At 63.1% G+C, this 22,363-nt stretch carries 21 protein-coding genes; 9 read left to right on the top strand and 12 right to left on the bottom strand.

The genetic code is table 11. The features are described from left to right. Window positions 1-12 precede the first annotated feature (12 nt). Complete coding sequence (locus tag LB551_RS09940) at window positions 13-891, top strand: 3-hydroxybutyryl-CoA dehydrogenase (protein ID WP_140500869.1); 879 nt, start codon at window positions 13-15, stop codon at window positions 889-891. A gap of 34 nt (window positions 892-925) precedes the next feature. Here the strand turns inward: LB551_RS09940 and LB551_RS09935 are convergent, their stop codons facing one another. The 3 genes from LB551_RS09935 to LB551_RS09925 all read right to left on the bottom strand — a co-directional run bounded on the left by LB551_RS09935 (window position 926) and on the right by LB551_RS09925 (window position 4,253). Next, window positions 926-2,851 (bottom strand): PAS domain S-box protein, encoded by a 1,926-nt coding sequence (locus LB551_RS09935; RefSeq protein WP_224659065.1) that lies wholly within the window; start codon window positions 2,849-2,851, stop codon window positions 926-928. 210 nt (window positions 2,852-3,061) lie between these two features. Further along, complete coding sequence (locus LB551_RS09930) at window positions 3,062-3,700, bottom strand: NrsF family protein (RefSeq protein ID WP_140553249.1); 639 nt, start codon at window positions 3,698-3,700, stop codon at window positions 3,062-3,064. A gap of 1 nt (window position 3,701) precedes the next feature. Further along, a complete protein-coding gene (locus tag LB551_RS09925; protein ID WP_140513867.1) occupies window positions 3,702-4,253 on the bottom strand; it encodes a sigma-70 family RNA polymerase sigma factor in 552 nt (183 codons plus the stop codon). Between the two features lie 306 nt (window positions 4,254-4,559). Here LB551_RS09925 and LB551_RS09920 point away from each other — a divergent pair, with 306 nt between their 5' ends. From LB551_RS09920 to LB551_RS09910, 3 genes are all read left to right on the top strand, one after another. After that, complete coding sequence (locus LB551_RS09920; protein WP_140553251.1) at window positions 4,560-5,567, top strand: iron ABC transporter substrate-binding protein; 1,008 nt, start codon at window positions 4,560-4,562, stop codon at window positions 5,565-5,567. 117 nt (window positions 5,568-5,684) lie between these two features. Continuing rightward, window positions 5,685-7,316, top strand: coding sequence for an ABC transporter permease (locus tag LB551_RS09915; RefSeq protein WP_224659064.1), 1,632 nt, complete (start codon window positions 5,685-5,687; stop codon window positions 7,314-7,316). Further along, complete coding sequence (locus tag LB551_RS09910; RefSeq protein ID WP_224659063.1) at window positions 7,313-8,395, top strand: ABC transporter ATP-binding protein; 1,083 nt, start codon at window positions 7,313-7,315, stop codon at window positions 8,393-8,395. The genes LB551_RS09915 and LB551_RS09910 overlap by 4 nt, the downstream gene beginning before the upstream one ends. Window positions 8,396-8,439: 44 nt before the next feature. On the opposite strand, the gene LB551_RS09905 is transcribed toward LB551_RS09910, so the two are convergent. The 7 genes from LB551_RS09905 to LB551_RS09875 all read right to left on the bottom strand — a co-directional run bounded on the left by LB551_RS09905 (window position 8,440) and on the right by LB551_RS09875 (window position 16,015). Next, window positions 8,440-9,489 carry a sn-glycerol-3-phosphate import ATP-binding protein UgpC gene (locus LB551_RS09905; RefSeq protein ID WP_224659062.1) on the bottom strand — a complete coding sequence of 350 codons (1,050 nt, stop codon included), beginning with the start codon at window positions 9,487-9,489 and terminating at the stop codon, window positions 8,440-8,442. Between the two features lie 7 nt (window positions 9,490-9,496). Beyond that, entirely contained in the window at window positions 9,497-10,345 is an 849-nt protein-coding gene (ugpE, locus tag LB551_RS09900; RefSeq protein WP_140553257.1) for a sn-glycerol-3-phosphate ABC transporter permease UgpE, read from the bottom strand. An 8-nt stretch (window positions 10,346-10,353) separates the two neighbouring features. After that, window positions 10,354-11,238: a sn-glycerol-3-phosphate ABC transporter permease UgpA gene (gene ugpA, locus LB551_RS09895; RefSeq protein WP_140553259.1), complete on the bottom strand. Its 885-nt coding sequence runs from the start codon at window positions 11,236-11,238 to the stop codon at window positions 10,354-10,356. A gap of 244 nt (window positions 11,239-11,482) precedes the next feature. Beyond that, window positions 11,483-12,787: a sn-glycerol-3-phosphate ABC transporter substrate-binding protein UgpB gene (gene ugpB / locus LB551_RS09890; RefSeq protein ID WP_140553261.1), complete on the bottom strand. Its 1,305-nt coding sequence runs from the start codon at window positions 12,785-12,787 to the stop codon at window positions 11,483-11,485. 318 nt (window positions 12,788-13,105) lie between these two features. Beyond that, window positions 13,106-14,215: a two-component system sensor histidine kinase NtrB gene (locus tag LB551_RS09885; protein WP_224659061.1), complete on the bottom strand. Its 1,110-nt coding sequence runs from the start codon at window positions 14,213-14,215 to the stop codon at window positions 13,106-13,108. Next, a complete protein-coding gene (gene kaiC, locus LB551_RS09880; protein ID WP_140553263.1) occupies window positions 14,212-15,708 on the bottom strand; it encodes a circadian clock protein KaiC in 1,497 nt (498 codons plus the stop codon). Before kaiC ends, LB551_RS09885 begins: the two co-directional genes overlap by 4 nt. Further along, on the bottom strand, window positions 15,692-16,015 hold the full coding sequence (locus LB551_RS09875; protein WP_140553265.1) for a circadian clock KaiB family protein: 324 nt from the start codon (window positions 16,013-16,015) through the stop codon (window positions 15,692-15,694). Before LB551_RS09875 ends, kaiC begins: the two co-directional genes overlap by 17 nt. A 289-nt stretch (window positions 16,016-16,304) precedes the next feature. Between LB551_RS09875 and LB551_RS09870 the strand changes: the two genes are divergently transcribed. Further along, window positions 16,305-17,033, top strand: coding sequence for a Crp/Fnr family transcriptional regulator (locus tag LB551_RS09870; RefSeq protein WP_224659060.1), 729 nt, complete (start codon window positions 16,305-16,307; stop codon window positions 17,031-17,033). Window positions 17,034-17,244: 211 nt separating this feature from the next. Here the strand turns inward: LB551_RS09870 and tlpA are convergent, their stop codons facing one another. Beyond that, a complete protein-coding gene (gene tlpA, locus LB551_RS09865) occupies window positions 17,245-17,925 on the bottom strand; it encodes a thiol:disulfide interchange protein TlpA (protein ID WP_224629376.1) in 681 nt (226 codons plus the stop codon). Between the two features lie 37 nt (window positions 17,926-17,962). Here tlpA and argH point away from each other — a divergent pair, with 37 nt between their 5' ends. The 3 genes from argH to lysA all read left to right on the top strand — a co-directional run bounded on the left by argH (window position 17,963) and on the right by lysA (window position 21,020). Then, window positions 17,963-19,363: an argininosuccinate lyase gene (argH, locus tag LB551_RS09860; protein ID WP_224659059.1), complete on the top strand. Its 1,401-nt coding sequence runs from the start codon at window positions 17,963-17,965 to the stop codon at window positions 19,361-19,363. Between the two features lie 113 nt (window positions 19,364-19,476). After that, on the top strand, window positions 19,477-19,683 hold the full coding sequence (locus tag LB551_RS09855) for a lipoprotein (protein WP_140500798.1): 207 nt from the start codon (window positions 19,477-19,479) through the stop codon (window positions 19,681-19,683). Between the two features lie 68 nt (window positions 19,684-19,751). Further along, the gene (gene lysA / locus LB551_RS09850; RefSeq protein ID WP_224659058.1) at window positions 19,752-21,020 is read left to right on the top strand and encodes a diaminopimelate decarboxylase; all 1,269 of its coding nucleotides are present in this window, start codon (window positions 19,752-19,754) and stop codon (window positions 21,018-21,020) included. 18 nt (window positions 21,021-21,038) lie between these two features. Here the strand turns inward: lysA and LB551_RS09845 are convergent, their stop codons facing one another. After that, window positions 21,039-21,341, bottom strand: coding sequence for an ArsR/SmtB family transcription factor (locus tag LB551_RS09845; RefSeq protein WP_224659057.1), 303 nt, complete (start codon window positions 21,339-21,341; stop codon window positions 21,039-21,041). A 50-nt stretch (window positions 21,342-21,391) separates the two neighbouring features. On the opposite strand from LB551_RS09845, the gene LB551_RS09840 reads away from it, so the two are divergent. Next, window positions 21,392-22,333, top strand: a complete 942-nt coding sequence (locus LB551_RS09840) for a threonine/serine dehydratase (protein ID WP_224659056.1) — start codon at window positions 21,392-21,394, stop codon at window positions 22,331-22,333. The last annotated feature ends 30 nt before the right edge of the window (window positions 22,334-22,363 follow it).

Below are 22,363 nucleotides of genomic sequence, written 5' to 3'. Positions count from 1 at the left end.
GGGATCGGTGTAATGAGCAAGATCGAAACGATCGGCATCATCGGCGCGGGCCAGATGGGCGGCGGCATCGCCCATGTCTCCGCGCTTTCGGGCTACAAGGTGCTGATCTACGATATATCGCCCGACCGCATCGAGAAGGGCATCGCCACCGTCAGCGGCAACATGGCCCGCCAGGTGGGGTCCGGCAAGCTCGACGAGAAGCTCCGCAACCAGGCGATGGCGCGCATCGCGGCGGCACCGTCCATGGCCGATCTCGCCGGTGCCGACCTGGTCATCGAGGCGGCGACCGAGGACGAGACGGTCAAGCGCAAGATCTACGCCCAGCTTTGTCCGCAGCTCAATCCCGAGGCCATACTGGCGACCAATACCTCGTCGATCTCGATCACGCGGTTAGCCGCGCAGACCGACCGCCCCGAGCGCTTCATCGGCATCCATTTCATGAACCCGGTTCCCCTGATGAAACTGGTCGAACTGGTGCGCGGCATCGCCACCGAGGACCAGACCTTCGAGGCGGCGAAGACCTATGTGAAGCAGCTCGACAAGACGATCACGGTCTCGGAGGATTTTCCGGCCTTCATCGTCAACCGCATCCTTTTGCCGATGATCAACGAAGCGATTTACACGCTTTATGAAGGCGTCGGCACGGTCGATGCGATCGACACCGCCATGCGGCTTGGCGCCAACCATCCGATGGGGCCGCTGCAGCTGGCCGATTTCATCGGCCTGGACACCTGCCTATCGATCATGCAGGTGCTGCATGACGGCCTGTCGGACTCGAAGTACCGCCCTTGCCCGTTGCTGGTCAAATATGTCGAGGCCGGCTGGCTCGGCCGCAAGACCGGTCGCGGCTTCTACGATTATCGCGGCGAGCATCCGGTTCCGACACGCTGACCCGCCAGACTGATCACGGCCTGGCCGCGCGGGTTTACGACGCGGCGGCCAGGGGCTTGGGCGTCTCGATTTCGACCCTGTCGTCCTTCGCATCGTTCTCCGGCGCCATGGACACGCATCCGCGACCCGCAGCCTTGGCCACGTAGCAGGCGGCGTCTGCCCTGGCGATGATCTCGTCGACCGCACCACAATCGGCATTGATAGGAGCCAGTCCGATGCTGGCGCCGATCGAATGAGAGCGGCCTTCCCAGGTGAAGTCGAGGCCCTGTATCGCATCGATGATGGATCGCGCCGCGATCCTGGCCCCGGCGGCCGAGCCCGACTTCAAAATGACCGCGAATTCGTCGCCGCCCAGGCGCGCGACCATGTCCTGCGGACCAAGCACGCCACGCACGGCCTCGGCAACGCGCTTGAGCAATGCGTCTCCCGCCGCGTGGCCGCCTGTGTCGTTGACCAGTTTGAAATGATCCAGATCGATGAACATGAACTGATGTCCGATCCCATCCTTGCGGGCCTGATCGACCAGGTCTTCCATGGCGCGGATGAAACTCGCGCGATTGGCAAGGCCGGTCAGCGCATCATGCGCGGCGGCGTGGGCAAGCTGGCGCTGCAGCGCGCGCGCATCGGTGAAGTCCTGGAAGACGATGACCAGTCCGCAGAATTCGTTGCGCTCGTTCATGATCGGCGACACGACCTGCCGGATGCTGCAGCGCGTCTCGTCGCGCCGGATGAGGACCGCGCGGCTGTTCTGGTCGTCGGCTGCCTCGCCGCCGATCGCAGGCCGCGCCACGCCGATCCTGTGGCCGGTCTCCTCGTCGACTGCCCAATAGACATGGCCAAGCGTCTTGCCGAGGGCATCATTGCAGGAGACGCCGGTCAGCTTTTCGGCGACAGGATTCATGAAGGTGATGCGGTTCGCGGCATCGGTGCAGATGACGGCATCGCCGATCGACTGCAGCGTCACTTTGAGGCGCTCCTTTTCGTCGGCCAGCATCGCCGACGAAACCGTAAGGCGTTCTTCGGCCTGTTTGCGCCGAGTGATGTCGGTCAGGCTGCCGATCGCCCTGATCAGCCGCCCCTCTTCGTCACGCTCGATGGCCTTGCCGCGGTCGAGGATCCATATCCAGTGGCCGTCCTTGTGGCGCATCCTGAATTCGGCCTCGAAGAACGGTGTGCGGCCTTCGAGATGGATACGGTCCGCCTCGGCCACGGCCTCGCGGTCGTCGGGATGAATCATCGCCAGCCAACGATCGGGGTCACCGTCAAGTTCGCCATCGTCGTAACCCAGCATCTTGACCCAGGTCGCCGAATAGGTGGTGCCGCCCTTGCGCATATCGAAGTCCCAGACGCCCTGGCCGGCGCTGGCCAGCGCGAAGTTCCAGCGCGTTTCGGCCTCTGCGATGCGCGCCTCTGCCTGCCTGCGCGCGTCGATGTCCTCTATCTGCGAGACAAGATACAGCGGCTGGCCGCTGTTCCCGTCGCAAATGACAGAACCGGCCAGCCGGGCCCAGACAGGCGTGCCGTCCTTCTTGAGATAGCGCTTCTCGAAATGAAAGGAATCGATCTTGCCGGCCTTCAGGCTCTCCATCGTCTCCCGCCCGATCTGATGATCGTCGGGATGCGTGATCTGAATGAACGTCAGCGCCTCAATCTCTTCGCGGCTGTAGTCGAGCATGGCGGCGAAGACAGGGTTGGCCTCGAGAATGCGCCCGTCGAGGCCGACGATGGCGACGCCGATCGAGGAATCCTCCATGGCACGGCGGAAGCGCTGCTCGCTCTCGGCGATCTGACGGCGGCCTTCGCGGATGACGCGCGCGAACAGGCCGGCCAGGAGAAGTGCGCCGGCCGCCACACCGACCGACGCCTGCACACATAATTCGAGCGTCTCGACGCCGGGGTTGAGTCGCGACAGCAGGACCGATACTGCAATCGCCGCTGTCCCGCCCACGAGCAAAGCCAACCCCGCATGTCTGTGCGGCGCCGGCCCGATGATCCTTCGTATTGCCACGATTTGTACCACCCCGTGGGCAGTCGCATTTCCCGTGAAAATCCTGACGGATCGGTTTTAAGGAAAGGTTGCGTCGCGGGTATCGGGGATGTCGCCGGCCGGCAAACATTTGCCGGCATGATTAAGGATCGGTATGCGCGGGATGCAGGAGCGGGCGTCGCGCTACCAGCGCACGAAAAACCGGCCGCCGAGTGCGCCTAGCAGCGCCAGCGCAGCGATCGCGATCGTGTACCAGGTGGCGACGAAAAGCGGCGAATCATCAAAGCAATGCGCGGCATAGAAGGTCGCCGCCAGCCCACCGGCGAGCAGGCCCGCGGCCGTGCCGGCCAGCACCGGCCGTGTCGGAGCGCCATAGCGCAGCATCCACAGGAAGATGGCCAGCGGGCCGATGCCGATCAGCGGGATGAGCCCCATGCAGACCATCATGTTGGAACCGACGAGCCGCCTGCCCCAGTCGGCCTCGGGCACGGCGTAGAGCTCCAGCACCACGGCCGCCGCGACGAGCACGGGCGCAGCCGCCATCCAGGCCGCCGCCTTGCCTGTCGATGCTCCCGGTGTCGACAATGCCCTGACGAAGGCGAAGGCGCTGGCGGCGAGCACGATGGTGAACAGGAACTTCGAAAGAAAGCGCATCGTATGCGCGGCAGCCATGAAGTCGGGGCGCGGACCGATCGTCATCATGAAAACCGCGCCCGCGATCACGGCGGCCCCGCCGGCAGCCAGCCACCAGGCCGAGCGCAGCGGCATCGCCTTGCTGCGGGCGTCGGCATCAAGCGCCTTGATGAGATCTTCGGTCCTCATGTCATTCCCGCCCAAACCGCCCCTGCCCGAACCGCTTGGCAATGGCTGCAAGTCCGCGATGCAAGGAAACCCGCACCGCTGTTTCGCTGATGCCGAACTTGGCCGCCGTGTCGCCGATCGAGCGCCCCTCCACCGACACGGACGACACCACGGAGCGCTGTGCCGGCGGCAGGCCGTCGAGTGCCCGGTTGATGTCGCGTTCGCTGACGGTTTCCGTTTCCGGCTCGGCGAAGGTTTCGGCAATATCGTCCACATCGATCTCGATGCGCCGTCCGCGCCGCCGGAACGCATCGATCAGCTTGAAGCGCGCGATGGCATAGACCCAGGGCAGCACAGGTGCGTCCTGACGCCAGGTGTGCCGTTTCACATGAATGGCCAGCAAGGTTTCCTGCACGACATCCTCGGGATCGACCCCGCCTTTGACGATCTTGCGCCTGGCAAAACCGCGAACCAGAGCGGCCGTCCGGTGCAGAAAGTCGGCATAGGCCCTTTCATCTCCCGCGATCGCGGCTCGCATCAGCCGGGAAAGCTCGGCCTCATCCTTGCCGCTCACAAGAGTTCACTCCCCGATCTTCGCGCCTCGGCGCTGATTTGTTACGTGGCCGGCGAAATAATGTCCAAGGCAAACTACCGGCAAGTCACGAAAGATTGCGGACGAATGCGGGCTGGGCGCGCGGACCGTTGACGGCGACCCCGAACCGTCGATCCCGCGATCCCGCGCGGCCATCACGCGGAATTGTCCGCCTGGCATAGGGCCTATGCCGTCAGCGGCCGATTGAAGCAGGCCAAAAATGTTGACTACACCTGTCATGTATCGGTAGGTGCTGCGTGCCAGTTCAACGAGATCGAGGACGATGCCATGAAATACGCTCTTTCCACCCTTGCCGGCGCCGCGGCGGTGGCGGTCAGCCTGATCGCTGGCCAGGCGATGGCCGAGGATACAGGCATCATCGTCTATAATGCCCAGCACGAGAGCCTCGCCAAGGAATGGGCCGACGGCTTCACCAAGGAAACCGGCATCAAGGTCACGTTGCGCAATGGCGGCGATAGCGATTTCTCCAACCAGATCGTCGCGGAGGGCACCGCCTCGCCCGCCGACGTGTTCCTGACCGAGAATTCGCCGGCCATGGTGCTGGTCGAGAATGCCGGCCTGTTCGCGCCGGTCGATGCGGACACGCTGGCGCAGGTTCCGCAGGATTATCAGGCAGCGAGCGGCAAATGGGTTGGCGTTGCCGCGCGCAGCACCGTCTTTGCCTACAATACCACCAAGCTCAAGGCCGACCAGTTGCCCAAGTCGCTGCTCGACCTTGCCGATCCGAGCTGGAAAGGCCGCTGGGCGGCCTCGCCGTCGGGCGCCGATTTCCAGGCGATCGTCAGCGCGCTGCTGCAGCTCAAGGGCGAAGCCGCGACGGCGGACTGGCTGAAGGCGATGAAGGAGAATTTCACCGCCTACAAGGGCAACAGCACCGTGATGAAGGCGGTCAATGCCGGCGAAATCGAAGGCGGCGTGATCTATCACTACTACTACTTCGGCGATCAGGCCAAGACCGGCGAAAACAGCAAGAACGTTGCGCTGCATTATTTCAAGAACCAGGATCCGGGCGCCTTCGTCTCGACCTCCGGCGGCGGCGTGCTGGCTTCGAGCAAGCATCCGAAGGAAGCCCAGGCTTTCCTGAAGTGGGTGACCGGCAAGGGCGGCCAGGACGTGCTGAAGAACGGAACGTCCTTCGAATACGCGGTCGGCAAGGGCGCAGAGTCCAATCCGAAGCTGGTGCCGTTGGCCGACCTGCAGGCGCCGAAGATCGATGCCGCGACGCTGAACTCCAAGAAGGCCACCGACCTGATGACGGCGGCCGGCTTGCTTTAGTTGCCGTTCGTCCTAATAAGGACACCGGCCGTGCTCCCGCGGGAATTCCGCGGGAGCGTTTTGTTTTTTCGAGATGGCATTCGTCGATGACGACACGCTGTATTCCCGACCATGATCATGGTCTTTCGATTGCCGCCGCCAGACGGCAAGGGCGCGAAGTCTGAGCCGATGCAGTTCGCGGCCGACATCGCAAACCCGGGCCTGCCGTCGAGGACGCGCCGTAGGGCGCGCCGGCGCGCTGCGTCATGGATCGTTGCCGCCGCTATCTTCGTTTCGCTGTTGGCGCTGCTGCCGCTTGCCTTCATCGTCTGGGTCGCCGTGCAGACCGGCTGGGAAACCGTCTCGGCGCTGGTTTTCCGGCCGCGTGTCGGCGAGCTTCTGGCCAACACCGTCCTGCTTGTCGCGCTCGCCGTGCCGATCGCCATCATCCTGTCCGTGACGCTGGCCTGGCTGACCGAGCGCAGCGACCTGCCCGGCGCACGGTTGTGGGCCTGGCTATGCGTGGCGCCGCTCGCCATTCCCGCCTTCGTGCACAGCTATGCCTGGATCACCATGGTACCCGGGCTGCACGGCTTGTGGGCCGGCGTGCTTGTCTCTGTCATAGCGTATTTCCCGTTCCTCTACCTGCCGGTATCGGCGGCCCTGCGCCGGCTCGATCCCGCGCTCGAAGACGCCGCCGCCGCACTCGGCCTTGGTCCCTGGCGCGTGTTCTGGCGTGTCGTGCTGCCGCAGCTCAGGCTTGCCATCTGTGGCGGCGCATTGCTGGTCGGCCTGCACCTGTTGGCCGAATACGGCCTTTACGTCTTCATCCGCTTCGACACCTTCACCACGGCGATCGTCGACCAGTTCCAGTCGACCTTCAACGGGCCGGCCGCGAACATGCTGGCCGGGGTGCTGGTGAGTTGCTGCTTCGTGCTGCTCGGGCTGGAGGTACTGGTGCGCGGCGAGGAGCGCTATGCCCGCGTCGGTTCGGGCGCGGCGCGCCACCAGCAGCGCGCGCCGCTCGGCCGGGCGACCGTGCCTTGCCTGCTGCTGCTTGCCGCCACCACGCTTTTGGCGCTCGGCGTGCCGTTCGTCACCATAGGCCGCTGGCTTGCCGCCGGCGGCGCCGAGGTCTGGCGGCTCGACGAGATCGGCCTGGCGCTCGGCCAGACGCTGTTCCTGGCGCTCGCCGGCGCGCTGCTCGCCACCGTTGCCGCCATGCCGATGGCCTGGATCTCGATCCGCGCGCCGGGGCCTCTGCAGCGCTTGCTGGAGGGTTGCAACTACATCGTCGGATCGCTGCCCGGGGTCGTGATCGCGTTGGCGCTGGTCACCATCACCGTGCGCATCGCGCTGCCGCTCTATCAGACCCTGTTCACCATCCTGGTTGCCTATGCCTTGATGTTCCTGCCCCGCGCCCTGATCAGCCTGCGGGCGTCGATCGCCCAGGCTCCGGTGGAGCTCGAGCGCGCCGCATCCAGCCTCGGGCGGCCGCCGCTCCATGCATTGTGGTCGACGACGATCCGCCTGTCGGCGCCGGGTGCCGCCGCCGGCATGGCGCTGGTGGCGCTCGGCATCATGAACGAGCTGACCGCGACCCAGATGCTGGCGCCGAACGGCACCCGCACGCTGGCGATGGCGTTCTGGTCCTACAGCGGCGAGATCGACTACGCTTCGGCAGCACCTTACGCCTTCATCATGGTGGCGATGTCGCTGCCCCTGACCTGGCTGCTCTATGTCCAGTCAAAACGGATGGCTGGACGATGAGCTTTCTCGAACTCAGGGGCTTGCACAAGCATTACGGCCCGGTCGCGGCGCTTGCCGGCATCGATCTCGACGTTGCCAGCGGCAGCCGCACGGCCATCGTCGGGCCGTCCGGCTGCGGCAAGACCACCTTGCTGCGGCTGATCGCCGGTTTCGAGGCGCCCGACCAGGGCAGCATTGTGCTTGACGGAAAGGTGTTGGCCGACAGCGGCGGCGCCGTTCCGGCGCACCGCCGCGGTATCGGCCTGGTTGCACAGGACGGCGCCCTGTTTCCGCACCTGACGATTGGCGACAATATCGGTTTCGGGATGGACCGCAGGCTGGACAAACGCTCCGAACGCATCGTCGAACTGGCCTATATCGTTGGGCTGGACAAGGCGATCCTGAAGCGCCGGCCACACGAACTCTCCGGCGGTCAGCAGCAACGCGTGGCGCTCGCCCGCGCCATGGCGATGAAGCCGCGGCTGATGTTGCTCGACGAACCGTTCTCGGCGCTCGACACCGGCCTGCGCGCCTCCATGCGCAAGGCCGTGGCGGAACTGCTCGAAGCCGCCGGCATCACCACCATCCTGGTGACGCACGACCAGGCCGAGGCGCTGTCCTTCGCCAGTCAGGTCGCCGTGATGCGCGACGGCCGGTTCTCGCAGGTCGGCACGCCGCGCGAACTTTATCTCAAGCCGAAGGACAGGATGATCGCCGAGTTCCTCGGCGAGGCCATCATCCTGCCGGCGAAGATAGCGGGCGGCTTCGCCACGTCGCCGCTTGGCCGCATCGCCGTCGACACGTCGGACAGCCGCGATGTCGCCCGCATCATGTTGCGGCCGGAGCAGATCGGGCTGAAGCGAACGTCGCGCGAGGGCATGTCGGGCACGCCGGACATGCTGTTTGGCGAGGTAACGGAATCCGAATTCGCCGGCTCGACCTGCACGGTCGCGGTGCGATTGCTCAACAGCCCCGACCCGCCGGACGCCGCCGCCATCGGCAGCACGCCGCTGATCCTGCGCAAGTCCGGCATGGACGCGCCCACGGTCGGTGAGATCGTCCGGCTGACCGTGTCGGGACAGGCGCATGTGTTCGCCTGACGGCCGACGGTCCGCAGTCCGCTAATCAGCATGCAAGATTGGCGTCAGTCGACCCTCTTTGCAGCCTGATCGAACCAGTGAAGTTTCTCGGCCTTGACCACGACGCGCAACTGGTCGCCGGGCTTGGCTGTTGCGCGCGCGGCCACACGCACGACGATGCGGTCGTCGCCTGCCGCACAGTGAAGAAAGCTGTCGGCTCCCACCGGCTCGACCGCCTCCACCATTGTCGGCAGCACGAGCGCACCGGACGGTGCCTCGGCCGCCAAGGCGACATCGGCATCCTCGGGACGGAAGCCGAGCGTGACGGCATTCGCAGGCGCAAAGTCGGTCGTCTTGCCGCTGGTCAGCGCCAGACCCGAAAGGGACAGAAGATTCATCGGCGGTGCGCCGATGAAAGAGGCGACGAAGGTCGAGGCCGGCTTTTCGTAAATGTCGAGTGGCGCGCCCGTCTGCTCGACCAATCCGCCATTCATGACGACGAGGATATCGGCCAACGTCATCGCTTCCAATTGGTCATGGGTGACGTAGACCGAGGTGACACCGAGCGAGCGCTGCAAATTCTTGATTTCGACCCGCATCTGGCCGCGCAGCTTGGCATCGAGATTGGAGAGTGGCTCGTCGAACAGGAAGACTTTCGGATTGCGCACGATGGCGCGGCCCATGGCGACGCGCTGGCGCTGACCGCCGGAAAGCTCGCGCGGGCGCCGGTCAAGCAGCGCGGAAAGCTCCAGCACCTTGGCGGTTGAACGAACCCTGCTGTCGATCTCGTCCTTGGGCGTACCGCGATTGCGTAGCCCGTAAGCCATGTTGTCGTAGACTTTCATATGCGGATAGAGCGCATAGTTTTGGAACACCATGGCGATGTCGCGCTCGGTCGGGCCAATCGTGTTGACAATCTTGCCGTCGATAGCGACCGTGCCGGAAGATATGGTTTCCAGCCCGGCGATCATCCTCAAAAGCGTGGACTTGCCGCAGCCGGACGGCCCAACGAGCACACAGAGTTCCTTGTCGGGAATGGCGATGGAGACGCCCTTCACGGCTTCGACGCCGCCGGCATAGACCTTCTTCACGTCCCTCAGATCGACCGTCGCCATCGGCTTCTCACTTTTCGGTGTCGACCAGTCCGCGCACGAACCAGCGCTGCATCAGCACCACGACCAGGATTGGCGGCAAGATTGCCAGGATCGCCGTGACCATGACCAAATGCCATTGGGTGTCGGCATCGGCGAAGGAGACCATCTTCTTCAGTGCGATGACGATGGTGTTCATATCGTTGCTGTTGGTGACCAGCAGCGGCCACAGATACTGCGTCCAGCCGTAGATGAAAAGGATGACGAACAGCGCCGCGATATTGGTGCGCGACAATGGCAACAGGATATCGAAGAAGAAGCGCCATGGGCCGGCGCCGTCGACGCGCGCCGCCTCCACCAATTCGCCCGGGATGGTCATGAAGAACTGGCGGAACAACAGCGTTGCGGTGGCCGAGGCGATCAGCGGGATGATCAGTCCGGCATAGGTGTCGACCATGCCGAGATCGACCATTACCTTGTAGGTCGGCAGGATGCGCACCTCGACGGGAAGCATCAGGGTGATGAAGATCAGCCAGAAGAAAGTCATGCGCAGCGGAAAACGGAAGAAGACGATCGCGTAGGCCGACAGGATCGAGATGAATATCTTTCCGACCGCGACGCCGAGCGCCATGATCGTGGAGTTGAGGAGCAGCCTGCCGACGCCGAGCCCGCCGATGCGGCCGACGCCGCCGAATAGCGCCTCGCCGTAATTGTTCCAGAACTCGCTGCCCGGCCGGAAGGGCAGTGGCGGCCTGAGGATGGTTTGCAGCGTCTGCGTCGAGGCAACGAACGTGTAGTAGATCGGAAAGGCGACGATCAGTATGCCGAGGATGAGCACGGCATGTGCGAGGAAAATGCGGAACGGGGATTGGCCGATCATCGCGCTCCTCAGCCGTAATGAACCTTGCGTTCCACGTAGCGGAACTGGATAGCGGTGAGCGCGATGACGATGACCATCAGGATGACCGACTGCGCCGCCGAATCGCCGAGGATCAGATTGACGAAGCCGTCATTGTAGACCTTGTAGACCAATGTCTCGGTGGCCTTGCCCGGCCCGCCGCCGGTGACGGCGTGGACGATGCCGAACGTGTCGAACAGGGCATAGACGGTGTTGACGACCAAAAGGAAAAACGTCGTCGGTGCCAAAAGCGGAAAGACGATGGTCCAGAAGCGCTTGGTTTCGCCGGCGCCGTCGATCGCCGCCGCCTCGATCAGCGTTTTCGGCACCGCCTGCAGCCCGGCGACGAAGAACAGGAAATTATAGCTGATCTGCTTCCAGGCGGCCGCCGCCACCAGAAGGATCATGGCGTCGGTGCCGTTGAGCAGCGGATCCCAGGCGACGCCGAAACGTCTCAGCAGATAGGACAGCGAGCCTATCGATGGGTTGAACAGGAACAGCCACAGCATGCCGGCGATCGCCGGCGCCACCGCGTAGGGCCAGATCATCAGCGTGCGGTAGAGGCCTTTGCCGCGCACCACCTTTTCCGCCATGACGGCAAGGAGCAGCGCCACGCCCATGGCAACGATCACGGTCGCAAGCGAAAACACCACTGTGACCTTGATCGAGTTGAGATAGGCCGGATCGGCAAGCACCTTGCGGAAATTGGCAAACCAGACGAACCTGCTCCTCAGCCCGAACGGATCCTGCCGCAGCATCGACTGGTAGAGCGCCTGCCCGGCCGGCCAATAGAAGAACACCAGCGTGATGGCAAGTTGCGGCGCCACCAGGAGGTAGGGCAAGACCTTGTTGGGAAAGACGACGCGCGGGGTCAATGCGCCGCTCCGGCATAGAAATAATCAGCCGAGCGGCACGCTACCGCGCCCCCCGCTGCCCTGCCGGGCATCTCCTCCTCTTGTAGGAAGATCGGCAGTTCCTGCGACGGCTGCCATGCTCCAGCCTTGGCAATTTCCGAAAACGGTCGCGACAGCCGATCTCCCCCGTTGAGGGGGAGATGCCCGGCAGGGCGGAGGAGGGCCTCGTAAAGCAAGGACTATAACTCGATAGGCTCGCCGCGCCCTAATTCCCCAGCGCTTCCTTGATCGCCGCGTTGCCGCGCGTGACGGCATTGTCGAGCGCCTGCTGGGCGGTTTCCTGGCCGGCAAGCATCTTTTCGAACTCCTCGTTCTGGATGTCACGCACCTGCGGCAGGTTTGGCAATCGCACGCCCTTCGAATTGTCGGTCGGCGCCTTGCCCGTCATCTGCAGGATCGGCGTCTCGCGCCCGGGATTCTTGTCGTAGAAGCCGGACTTTTTCGTCGCCTCATAGGCGGCGAGCGTCACCGGCAGGTATCCCGATTTCTGGTGTAGATATTCCTGCACATCGGTCTTGGACAGATAGGCGAAGAAGGCCGCGACGCCCTTGTATTCCTCGTCGGACTTGCCGCCGAAGACCCAAAGGCTGGCGCCGCCCGGCGTCGTGTTCTGCGGCGCGCCCTTGGCGTCGCTGTCATAGGGCAACTGGCCAATGCCGTAGTTCATGCCCGACTTGACGATGTCGCCCAGGCCGCCCGAGGATTCGGTGAAGATGCCACATTCGCCGGCGAGGAATATCTGCTTGGCTTCGGAGGTGCGCCCGCCATATTTGAAGGTGCCGTCCTTGGCCAGATCCGCGAGCGCCTGGAAATGTTTGACGAAGATCGGCGCGTTGATCTTGAGTTCGACATCACCGCCGGCCAGGCCATTCTGCTGCGTGGCCCACGGCACATCGTTCCACGCCGCGAAGTTTTCCAGGTGAATCCAGGTCAGCCAGGTCGAGGTGTAGCCGCAAGCGGCGGCGCCGCTCGCCTTGATCTTTTTGGCATCCTCCCACACCTCGTTCCAGGTCTTGGGTGGGTTGTTCACGTCGAGCCCCGCCTTCTGGAAGATGTCCTTGTTGTAGTAGAGGATCGGCGAGGAGGAGTTGTAGGGAAAGGACAGCATGGTGCCGTCCGGCGTCGAATAATAACCGACGATGCCTGGCAGATACTGGCTCTTGTCAAAGTTCATCCCGGCGCCGGTCAGCACCTCGGCCACTGGCTTGATCGCGTCCCGGGCCGCCATCATCACGCCGGTGCCGACATCGAACACCTGGATGATGTCGGGCGCCTGGCCGGCGCGGTAGGCGGCGATGCCGGCATTCAGCGTTTCGGGATAGGTGCCCTTGAAAACCGGAACGATCTGATAGTCGCCCTGGCTGGCGTTGAAATCCTTGGAAATCTTGTCGACGACCTCTGCGTTGGCGCCGGTCATGGCGTGCCACCAGCTGATCTGCGTGACGGCGAAGGCGGAGGTTGTGGAAAGCAGGGTCACGGCGACACCGGCCGCGAAGCCAAAGAACTTCATGTTTCGTCTCCCGTTTTCATTGCTTGTCATTGGCGAAAGGGACACTCCCGCAATGGCACTATGTGTCGTTCGCGCGCAGCGGACAACGGTTTTGTTGCGGGCAAGCGCACTTCACTTCCGGCTAAAGTAGCGTTCACTTCCCGATGGAAGTGACCCGGAAAGGATTGCATGGCGGCTTGTTGTTTGAATTGATGTACCAGGGACCTGTATCGAGACGGTCAGCGACCTCACCGACGGACGGTGTCTAACAGCACATGACAACACTGACATGACAACGCCCGCTCAGCCTGACGGGTTGAGCGCCAGGTCTGCCTCCCCTCAGCTTCCAGAAGCGCGGGGCAAGTAGAGATGCAGGCTTGTTCCCCGGCCGATTTCGCTATCGATTCGGACATGCCCGCCGGATTGCTTGATGAAGCCGTAAACTTGGCTTAGCCCCAGTCCCGTACCCTGCCCTTCCGATTTTGTTGTGAAGAATGGCTCGAAAACGCGCGCCAGGGTGTCCTTGCTCATTCCGCAGCCGGTATCGTGTATTGTCACGCGAACGAATGAAGCCGCCGCTGCACGCAAATCCTCCAGATCATTTGGAAAATTGCTGGTCTCAATCGTGAGGGTGCCACTGCCATTCATTGCGTCCCGGGCGTTCACGGCAAGGTTAAGAACGGCGATGTCGAGCTGGTTGGCATCGATGAGGACGGGGCCCAAGGCCGGATCCAGATTGCATTGCACGCGGATTCCGCTCCCCAACGTCCGTTCCAGCAGCGTGGTCAGCCCCTTGATTCGTTCGTTGAGATCAATCTGTTCCGGAACCAGGGATTGGCGTCGGGAAAAGGCAAGCAGTTGCTGTGTCAGCGCTCCTCCATTTTCGATCCGCCTGAGCATCTCCTCGACCAGCGGAGTGACTTTCTCATCCGCGGGATCTTTAGCGATCTGTCTCTGCAGAAGCCGAAGGCCAGACTCGAAAACGGCGAGCAGGTTATTGAAGTCATGGACGATGCCGGCCGCGAGGCGTCCAATGGCTTCGAGCTTTTGTGACTGACGTGCGTTCTCTTCTCTTGATCGCTGAGCCGAGACATCGCGCAGGCTGGCAAGTAATGCCGGCCTGCCGTCCCAGGTAACCTCGACCGTGCGCATTTCCACTTCTGCCGGCTTGCGGCCGGAACGGTGAACGGTGATCTCGGCGATCTCTCCAGAGACGACCGGCCGGCCAAGCGGAACGTGCAGGAGTTCATCAAGCGGCTGTCCAAAAATTATGGCTGCCGCAGGATTGGCATAGAGCACCGTGCCGTCCAAATCGACCACCAGCATCCCGTCGGCGGTATTTTCGATCAACTGGCGAAAGCTGAGCTGGCTGATGCCGGCCAGAGACGTATCTCCGGACGGTTCCAGCATTTCGGTGACGTTTTGCGCCACGCTCAAGGCATTTTTCATGTCGACGGCGCGCTAGCCAAGGCGGAGTCGCCGAATACATCGGGCGCGCCGTCAAAGGGCATTCCGAGATGCATGCCGCCGCTGTCGATGGTGAAGCGCCGTATCTGCTTGTCGTGTTCGCTGCCGCGCATTTTCAACACCATCATGCCGCGGTGCATGAATTCTTCCTGCTGAATGTAGCGCAGCAGAATGATTGAGTCTGTGAGCGTGGAGATATGCTGCTCGCTAGCGCTCTGGCCACCGACAAGCGATTTGTTGGTAGCGGTGCAAAGGCCGGCAATTTCGCGCTTCTTTATGAAGGAGGTGACGCTGATCAGGAACTCCCGGAAACCGGTTTCCGGCGCGATGCGCTCCAATGCCGACAGGCTGTCTATTGCCATGCGATCGGGTTTGAACTCCGCCACCAGTTCGCGGATCATCAGAAGGTGATCCGGCAAACTCTGCGCTTCCGGATAAAGGCAGACTACCTTTAGCCGACCATCCGCCTCCATGGCTTCGAAATCGACGCCCCAACTGCGCGCGTTGCGGAAGAGCTGGCCGCGGCTCTCCTCATAGCCGACGAGCAAGGCGCGTTCGCCCGCAGCCACTCCGCCCGCAAGAAAATTGGTAACCAGCAGAGTCTTTCCGGTGCCTGTGGCGCCACTGACAAGGGTTACGCTGTCGCGAAAGAACCCGCCGCTGCACATCTTGTCGAGTTCGGAATTGCCGCTGGTGACCCGTTTCGTGCTTGATTGCTGCTCCAGACGCAACGATGACAAAGGCACGGCCACAATGCCCTGTTCGGCGACCAGCGTTATGGGCACTTCGCCCTCGACGTGACGGCTGCCCCGCATTTTCAGGACTTCTATGGTCCGTCGACGGCGCTCGCGATCAAGGGCATTGCGAAGGATCACGACATTGTCTGCGACGAACTCCTCTATTCGGTGGCGGGAGATTTCACCATATTCACTGTTGCGCTCGGCGGTCATAAGGACCGTCAGCCCTTCTTTCTTCAGCGCGGTCGCAATACGCAGCAGTTCGCGGCGCACTGCCGTTCGCTCGGCTACGAAATGATCGAAAAGTTGAGTAACCGAATCGAGCACGATGCGCTTTGCCCCGGCGCTTCGGCTGGCGTGCAGAATGCGGGTCAGGAGACCGGCGAGATCGAAATCGCCCACAATCACCTGATCCTGATCGCGCGGGCTCGCATCGACGAAGACAAGCTTGTCCGCCGCTCGCCAGCCGCGGATGTCCCAGCCGAAGCTCGCCATATTGACCTCGATCTCGGTTGGCGACTCCTCGAAAGTGACGAAGACACCGGCTTCATTGAGATCGGTGATGCCATGCGCCAGGAATTGCGTGGCGAACACGGTCTTGCCGCTGCCGGGCGTGCCCCCCACGATAGTGGTGCGCCCGCGCGGCAAGCCACCCATCACCAAGTCGTCAAAAGCCTCGATCCCTGTATTGACGCGTTCGAGAACCGGGTCGATAGAGATCTCATCCGTCGCGGTCATGAATATCACCCTTCTTGCGAAAACCGAAATAGTCGAGAACCTGAACGATATTGCTGATATCGCCCACCAGACGACGCGGAGGATCGGCGGATTCGTCGGAGAGCGTCGGTGTTGCCAGTATACCTGCTCGTTCCGCCTCATGAGGGTGCTTCAGGATATCGACAATCTGGATTTCAATGGTTGCGCTCATCTCCTCGATTATTTTCAGGCGGCTTTCCAACGCCCGACGAGCACCGGGCGTGTCTCCGGCGATGTAGAGCCGGAGAAGGGGATTGGCCCCTGAAGCGGGCGGTTGTTCCGGGTTCATATCTCACGCTGGTTGCACGGGTTCAGTATCGGCGTGCAGAACGCGACACGCCAGGAATTCAACCGCCGGGCTTTGTTGTCCGCCCAGGCGATCGTCTAGCATTTCGCCTGGAGCCGACGCGCCACAGCTCGCGCTCGATGGGGCCTGGATCAGCACCCCTGTCACTTTTTAGACATTCGCGCTCTGCTCGTCTGCGCACTAGTGGACATTTCTCCGGTTATTGGGATATGGGCCGCAAGCGATTGTTCAGAGGATTGTTATGGAAGTCCGCGCCCACACAGACTCCAGCATGATCGGCAACAATCTTCTGCGGGCACTCACAGCGGAAGATTGGGGCATTCTCCAGCCTTGGCTCGAGGAATGGTCGGCCCCCACCGGAACACTGCTTTATGAACCTGGCGACACCGTTCGCCATGCATACTTCCCGCGAGGCCCAAGCCTGATCTCCTATCTCGTCGTGCTGAGCGACGGACGTGCGATCGAGACGGCTCTGGTCGGACGAGAAGGAGCGATAGGCGGAGTTGTCAGCCAAGGCAGGCTTCCAGCTTACGCTCGCGCTGAAGTACAATTGGGAGGTTCGTTCTTTCGCATTAACCTGCTTAACCTTGAAGAGGCGAAGTCCCGCTCGTCGACGTTGCGGAACCTGTTCGCGCGGTACGCTGACTGCCTGATGGCGCAGATGTTCCAATCCGTCGCCTGCAATGCCGCGCATTCGATCGAGCAAAGGACAGCAAAATGGCTGCTGGCCGCCATCGATCGGACAGGCACTCCCGATCTGGCGCTGACACAGGAACAGCTCGCCGTAATGCTCGGAGTCGGCCGAAGTTATTTGAGCCGCGTCATACGCGATCTGAAAGAAGGCGGCCTCATTGAGACGCGCCGTGCCCGGATCGCCGTTCGCAGGGTCGACGGCCTGCGGTCGCTTGCTTGCGAGTGCAACGCGGCGGTCAGTCATCACTTCCACGAAGTATTGAAGGGCGTGTATCCCCTGCCAAACAACGGCTCGTCTGGCCGCTAACAGAAGCGGCTCGCCATATGTCGTTGAGGTGAGTTCCCGGACGCCGGGGCCTGCGAGATCGGCCAGGGCTACTATCCGGCAAGCCGCCGCCGATCGAGGCATTCGACGAATTGACCGACTTCGTTACGACGGTTCCGGCCGAAGCCAATGAGCAGGGCGGGCGCCTCGCGGTGCTCAAGCCGCGATTGCGCTCAGCCCGACTCCAGTTCCGTCACGACCCGAGCGCTGTCTCGACAAGCCGCTTGGCGTCCGGCCCCGACCACTCGGCCGGGCCGTTCATATGAGCGATCAGGCAGCCTTCGCCGTCGATCAGCATGGTGACGGGCAGGCCGAGCGCCAGGCCGCGCGTCTTGAGGTCGTTGAACAGCGCCATCGTCGAATCCCGGTAATAGCCGAGCGCCTCGACGCCGGTGTCCCTAAGGAACTTCTTCGGCTTCACGTCGTCGCCGGCATCGACATTGACGGCGACGACCTGGAACGTATCGCTGCCCTTCTCCTTCTGCAAAGCGTCCAGCGCCGGCATTTCGGCGCGGCATGGCGCGCACCACGTCGCCCACAGATTGAGCAGCACCGTCTTGCCGGCATGGTCGGCGATGGTCATCGGCTTGCCGTCCGGGCCGTTGAAGGCGAGGCTCTTCATCGATTGCGGCGGATCGGCGGGCAAGAGGGCCGCGACCTCGCCGGTGGCGGCAGCGGCGATCTTCTTGGCGCGTTCGCTCTTGGCGGCGCAGGCGACATCGTCCTTGCTGTCGCCGGCGGCGACTTGCGGCGCGGCGTTGTTGCCAGACCGGCTCTCGCTGACATATACCGCGACCGCGCCGGCCAGCGCTCCCGCCACCAGGGCGGCGAGGATCAGGCGCGGGGCCGGGAAAAATCTGTTTCCGTCTGCCATTTTCTCAAAACTGCTCCGAAGCACGGGTTTTATAGCCATGAGCGACAAGAAGACCAGCAACCAGATGTGGGGCGGACGATTTGCCTCGGGTCCGGCCGCGATCATGGAAGCGATCAACGCGTCGATCTCGTTCGACCGCAAACTCTATGCGCAGGACATCAGAGGTTCGATCGCCCATAGCGCGATGCTGGCGCAAACGGGCATTATTTCGGCGGCCGATCAAGAAAAAATCGCTCACGGCCTGAACACGATCCTGAAAGAGATCGAGACGGGCACGTTTGAATTCTCGACCAGGCTGGAAGACATCCACATGAATGTCGAGGCCCGTCTCGCCGAGCTGATCGGTCCGGCCGCCGGCCGGCTGCACACGGCCCGCTCTCGCAACGACCAGGTTGCAGTGGATCTCCGGCTCTGGGTCAAGGACGAGTGCTTTCGCGTCGCCGAGGCCTTGAAAGGCCTGATCGGTGCGTTGCTGGAGCGGGCCGAGCAGCACGCCGCGACGGTGATGCCGGGCTTCACCCATATGCAGGCGGCGCAGCCGGTGACCTTCGGCCACCATTGCATGGCCTATGTCGAGATGTTTTCGCGCGACCTGTCGCGGGTGCGCGACGCCATCGAACGCATGGACGAAAGCCCGCTGGGTGCGGCCGCCCTTGCCGGCACCAGCTTTCCGATCGACCGCCACCAGACCGCCGGTGCGCTCGGCTTCCGCGAGCCGATGCGCAATTCGCTGGACAGCGTCTCGGACCGCGATTTCGCGCTGGAATTCCTTGGGCTGGCGTCGATATGCGCCACGCATCTGTCGCGGCTGGCGGAAGAAATCATCATCTGGTCGACGCCGCAATTCGGCTTCATCAGGCTATCGGACAGCTTCTCCACCGGCTCCTCCATCATGCCGCAGAAGAAGAACCCCGACGCCGCCGAACTGGTGCGCGGCAAGACCGGCCGCGTCACCGGCCATCTGGTCGGTCTGCTGACGGTGATGAAGGGCATGCCTTTGACCTATGGCAAGGACATGCAGGAAGACAAGGAATCGGTGTTCGATGCCGCCGAGACGCTCGACCTGATGCTGGCGGCGATGACCGGCATGGTCTCGGACATGACGGTGAACGCGGCGGCGATGAAGAAGGCCGCCGGCTCCGGCCACGCGACCGCGACCGACCTTGCCGACTGGCTGGTGCGCACGCTCGGCCTGCCGTTCCGCGAGGCGCATCATGTCACGGGACGGGCGGTGGCGCTGGCCGAAGAGAAGAAGCTGAGCCTGGAGAAGCTTGCGCTGGAAGACTTGCAGTCGATCCATCCCGGCATCACCCAGGATATCTTTTCGGTGCTGGCCGTGCAGAATTCGGTGAAGAGCCGCACCTCCTTCGGCGGCACCGCGCCGGCCGAAGTCAGGAAGCAGATCCGCTACTGGAAAAAGCGGCTGGCCAAGGCGTGACGCCGGATATTGCGACCGGCAATATCCCGGATATCAACGGCAATATCCAGGGTGCAATGCGCCGAGAACTCGGCTAAAAGCAGCGGCGGAAAAAGTTTCGGACGGATGGATCGATGACCGGAAGCAGGATTTTGGTGACACTGACGCTGCTTGCGGCGGTTGCCGCCGTTACGGCTTGCGGCAGAAGGTCCGGTCTCGACACGCCTTACGAGGCGGCCGTGCAGGCACGCAAGGACGCCGAGAAGGCCCACCAACCTGTGCCGCCGGAGCCGGAAAAACCGGTCGCGGACAAGAAGTTCATTCTCGACCCGCTGCTCTAGAGCCGGTGAGAGCGGTTTAGAGTGCTAAAACCGCTCCTACCCTGCTCCAACTTTTCGGAACCACTCTCGTGAATCATTTCGACTACCGCGACGGCGTGCTTCATGCCGAGGACGTGGCGATAACGGATATCGCCGCAACCGTCGGCACGCCGTTTTACTGCTATTCGACGGCCACGCTGACTAGGCACTACCGCGTCTTCGCCCAGGCCTTTTCCGGGCTTGATGCACTAGTCTGCTACGCCATGAAGGCGAATTCCAATCAGGCGGTGCTGAGGACCTTGGCCAGGCTCGGCGCCGGAGCCGACGTGGTGTCGGAAGGCGAGTTGCGGCGCGCGCTGGCAGCCGGCATCCCGGCCGACAAGATCCTGTTCTCCGGCGTCGGCAAGACCGCGCGTGAAATGGACTTTGCGCTGGCGGCAGGCATCCTGTGCTTCAACGTCGAATCCGAGCCCGAACTCGACCTGCTCTCTTCGCGCGCCGTTGCCCTGGGCAAGGTGGCGCCGGTCTCGCTGCGCATCAATCCGGATGTCGACGCCAGGACGCACAAGAAGATCTCGACAGGCAAAGCCGAGAACAAGTTCGGCATCCCATGGCAGAAGGCGCGTCAGGTCTATGCGCGCGCGGCTGAATTGCCGGGCATCAAGGTCACCGGCATCGACACCCACATCGGCAGCCAGATCACCGAGCTGCAACCCTTCGACGATGCCTTCGCGCTTTTGGTGGAACTGGTCGGCGCGCTGCGCGCCGACGGCCATGCCATCGAGCATGTCGATCTCGGCGGCGGTCTCGGCATTCCCTACCGCGTCGACAACAACCCGCCACCGCTCCCCGACGCCTATGCGCAGATCGTCCGCAAGCACGTCACCAAGCTCGGCTTGAAGGTGATGTTCGAGCCGGGCCGGCTGATCGTTGGCAATGCCGGTATCCTCGTCTCGCAAGTGATCTTCGCGAAGGAAGGCGATGCCAAGAATTTCCTCGTCGTGGACGCCGCCATGAACGACCTGATCCGGCCGACGCTCTACGACGCTTTTCACGACGTAAGACCGGTGGTGCTGCCGCTCGCCGACGCGCCGCGCATGACGGTCGATATCGTCGGCCCGGTCTGCGAGACCGGCGACTATCTCGGCCTCGACCGCGACCTGCCAAGGCTCAAGTCCGGCGACCTGGTCGCCATCGCCACCGCTGGCGCCTATGGCGCGGTGCAGGCCGGCACCTATAATACCCGCCTGCTGGTACCGGAGGTGCTGGTCGACGGCGATCGTTTCCACGTCGTGCGCCCGCGCCAGACCTATGACGAGCTGATCGGCCTGGATTCGATGCCCGACTGGCTTGCATAGAAGCCGCCGACGGCGGCCCTATAGCCGCTTCTGGATGAGCGCTCTTGTCTCGGCGATCTTGTCCTCGTCGCGGCGGTAGAAGGTCCATTGCTTGATGCGCCTGGTCCGTAACAGCCCTGCCTGGGTGAGCACACGCATGTGCTCGCTGAGCGTCGCCTGCGTAATGCCGAGCTTTTCAGCGATCAGCAGTGCACAGACGCCGTCCTCGACCAGATCGCCATCCGCCTGGGCCTGGAAATGCGCGCGCGGATCCTTCAGCCAATCGAGGATCCGCAGCCTTCGTTCGTTGGCGATCGCCTTGAACACATCAACCTCTTGCATTTAGCCATTTTGCCAAGTTACTGATTACTGTCAATCCCAAGGAGATGGCCATGACCGACGGCAGCACCATAACGCGCGAACGCATCGCCGCGATGGAACCGCGCATCCGCCCCTATGTGCGCCACACGCCGGTGCTGCGCGTCGACATGGCCGATTTCGACCGGCCGCCGCTGGCGCTCGACCTCAAACTCGAATGCCTGCAGCATTCCGGCTCGTTCAAGGCGCGCGGTGCCTTCACCAACCTTCTCGAGCGGCCGGTCCCAGAGGCCGGTGTCGTCGCCGCCTCGGGCGGCAATCATGGCGCGGCGGTGGCGTATGCCGCCATGCGGCTCGGCCACAGGGCGACCATCTTCGTTCCGGAGGTGAGCCCGCCGGCCAAGCTGGAGCGCATCCGCGGCTACGGCGCCGAACTGGTCGTCGGCGGCGCCCGCTATGCCGAGGCGCTGGCCGCCAGCGAACGTTTCGCCGAGCAAACCGGCGCCTTGCAGATCCACGCTTTCAACCAGGAGGAAACGCTTATCGGGCAAGGCACGCTCGGACTGGAAATCGAGAACGACCTGCCTCAGATCGATACTTTGCTGGTCGCCGTCGGCGGCGGCGGCCTGATCGGTGGCATCGCCGCCTGGTTCGCCGGCCGTATCCGCATCGTCGCCGTCGAACCGGAGGGCGCGCCGACACTCTATCGCGCCCTCGAGGCCGGCCATCCGGTCGATGCGCCGGCCGAGGGCATCGCCGCCGATTCCCTGGCGCCCAAACGTGTCGGCGAGATGATGTTCCCGATCGCCGAGGCCTTCGTGGAACGCTCCATCCTGGTCAGCGACGACGACATCGTCGCCGCCCAGAAGGCGCTGTGGGACCGGGTGCGGATCATCTCGGAACCCGGTGGCGCCGCGGCTTTCGGCGCCATCCTGTCTGGCCGCTATGCGCCGGCACCCGGCGAACGGGTTGCCGTCCTGGTCTGCGGCGCGAACGCAAATCCGGCGAAATTCTGATCGCTGCGCCTTTCTCTCGCTCACGTTTTT

Origin of the sequence: Mesorhizobium sp. BR1-1-2 (assembly GCF_020165435.1) — a bacterium.
Classification (GTDB): domain Bacteria; phylum Pseudomonadota; class Alphaproteobacteria; order Rhizobiales; family Rhizobiaceae; genus Mesorhizobium.
This window is presented reverse-complemented; position numbering and strand designations above follow the sequence as displayed.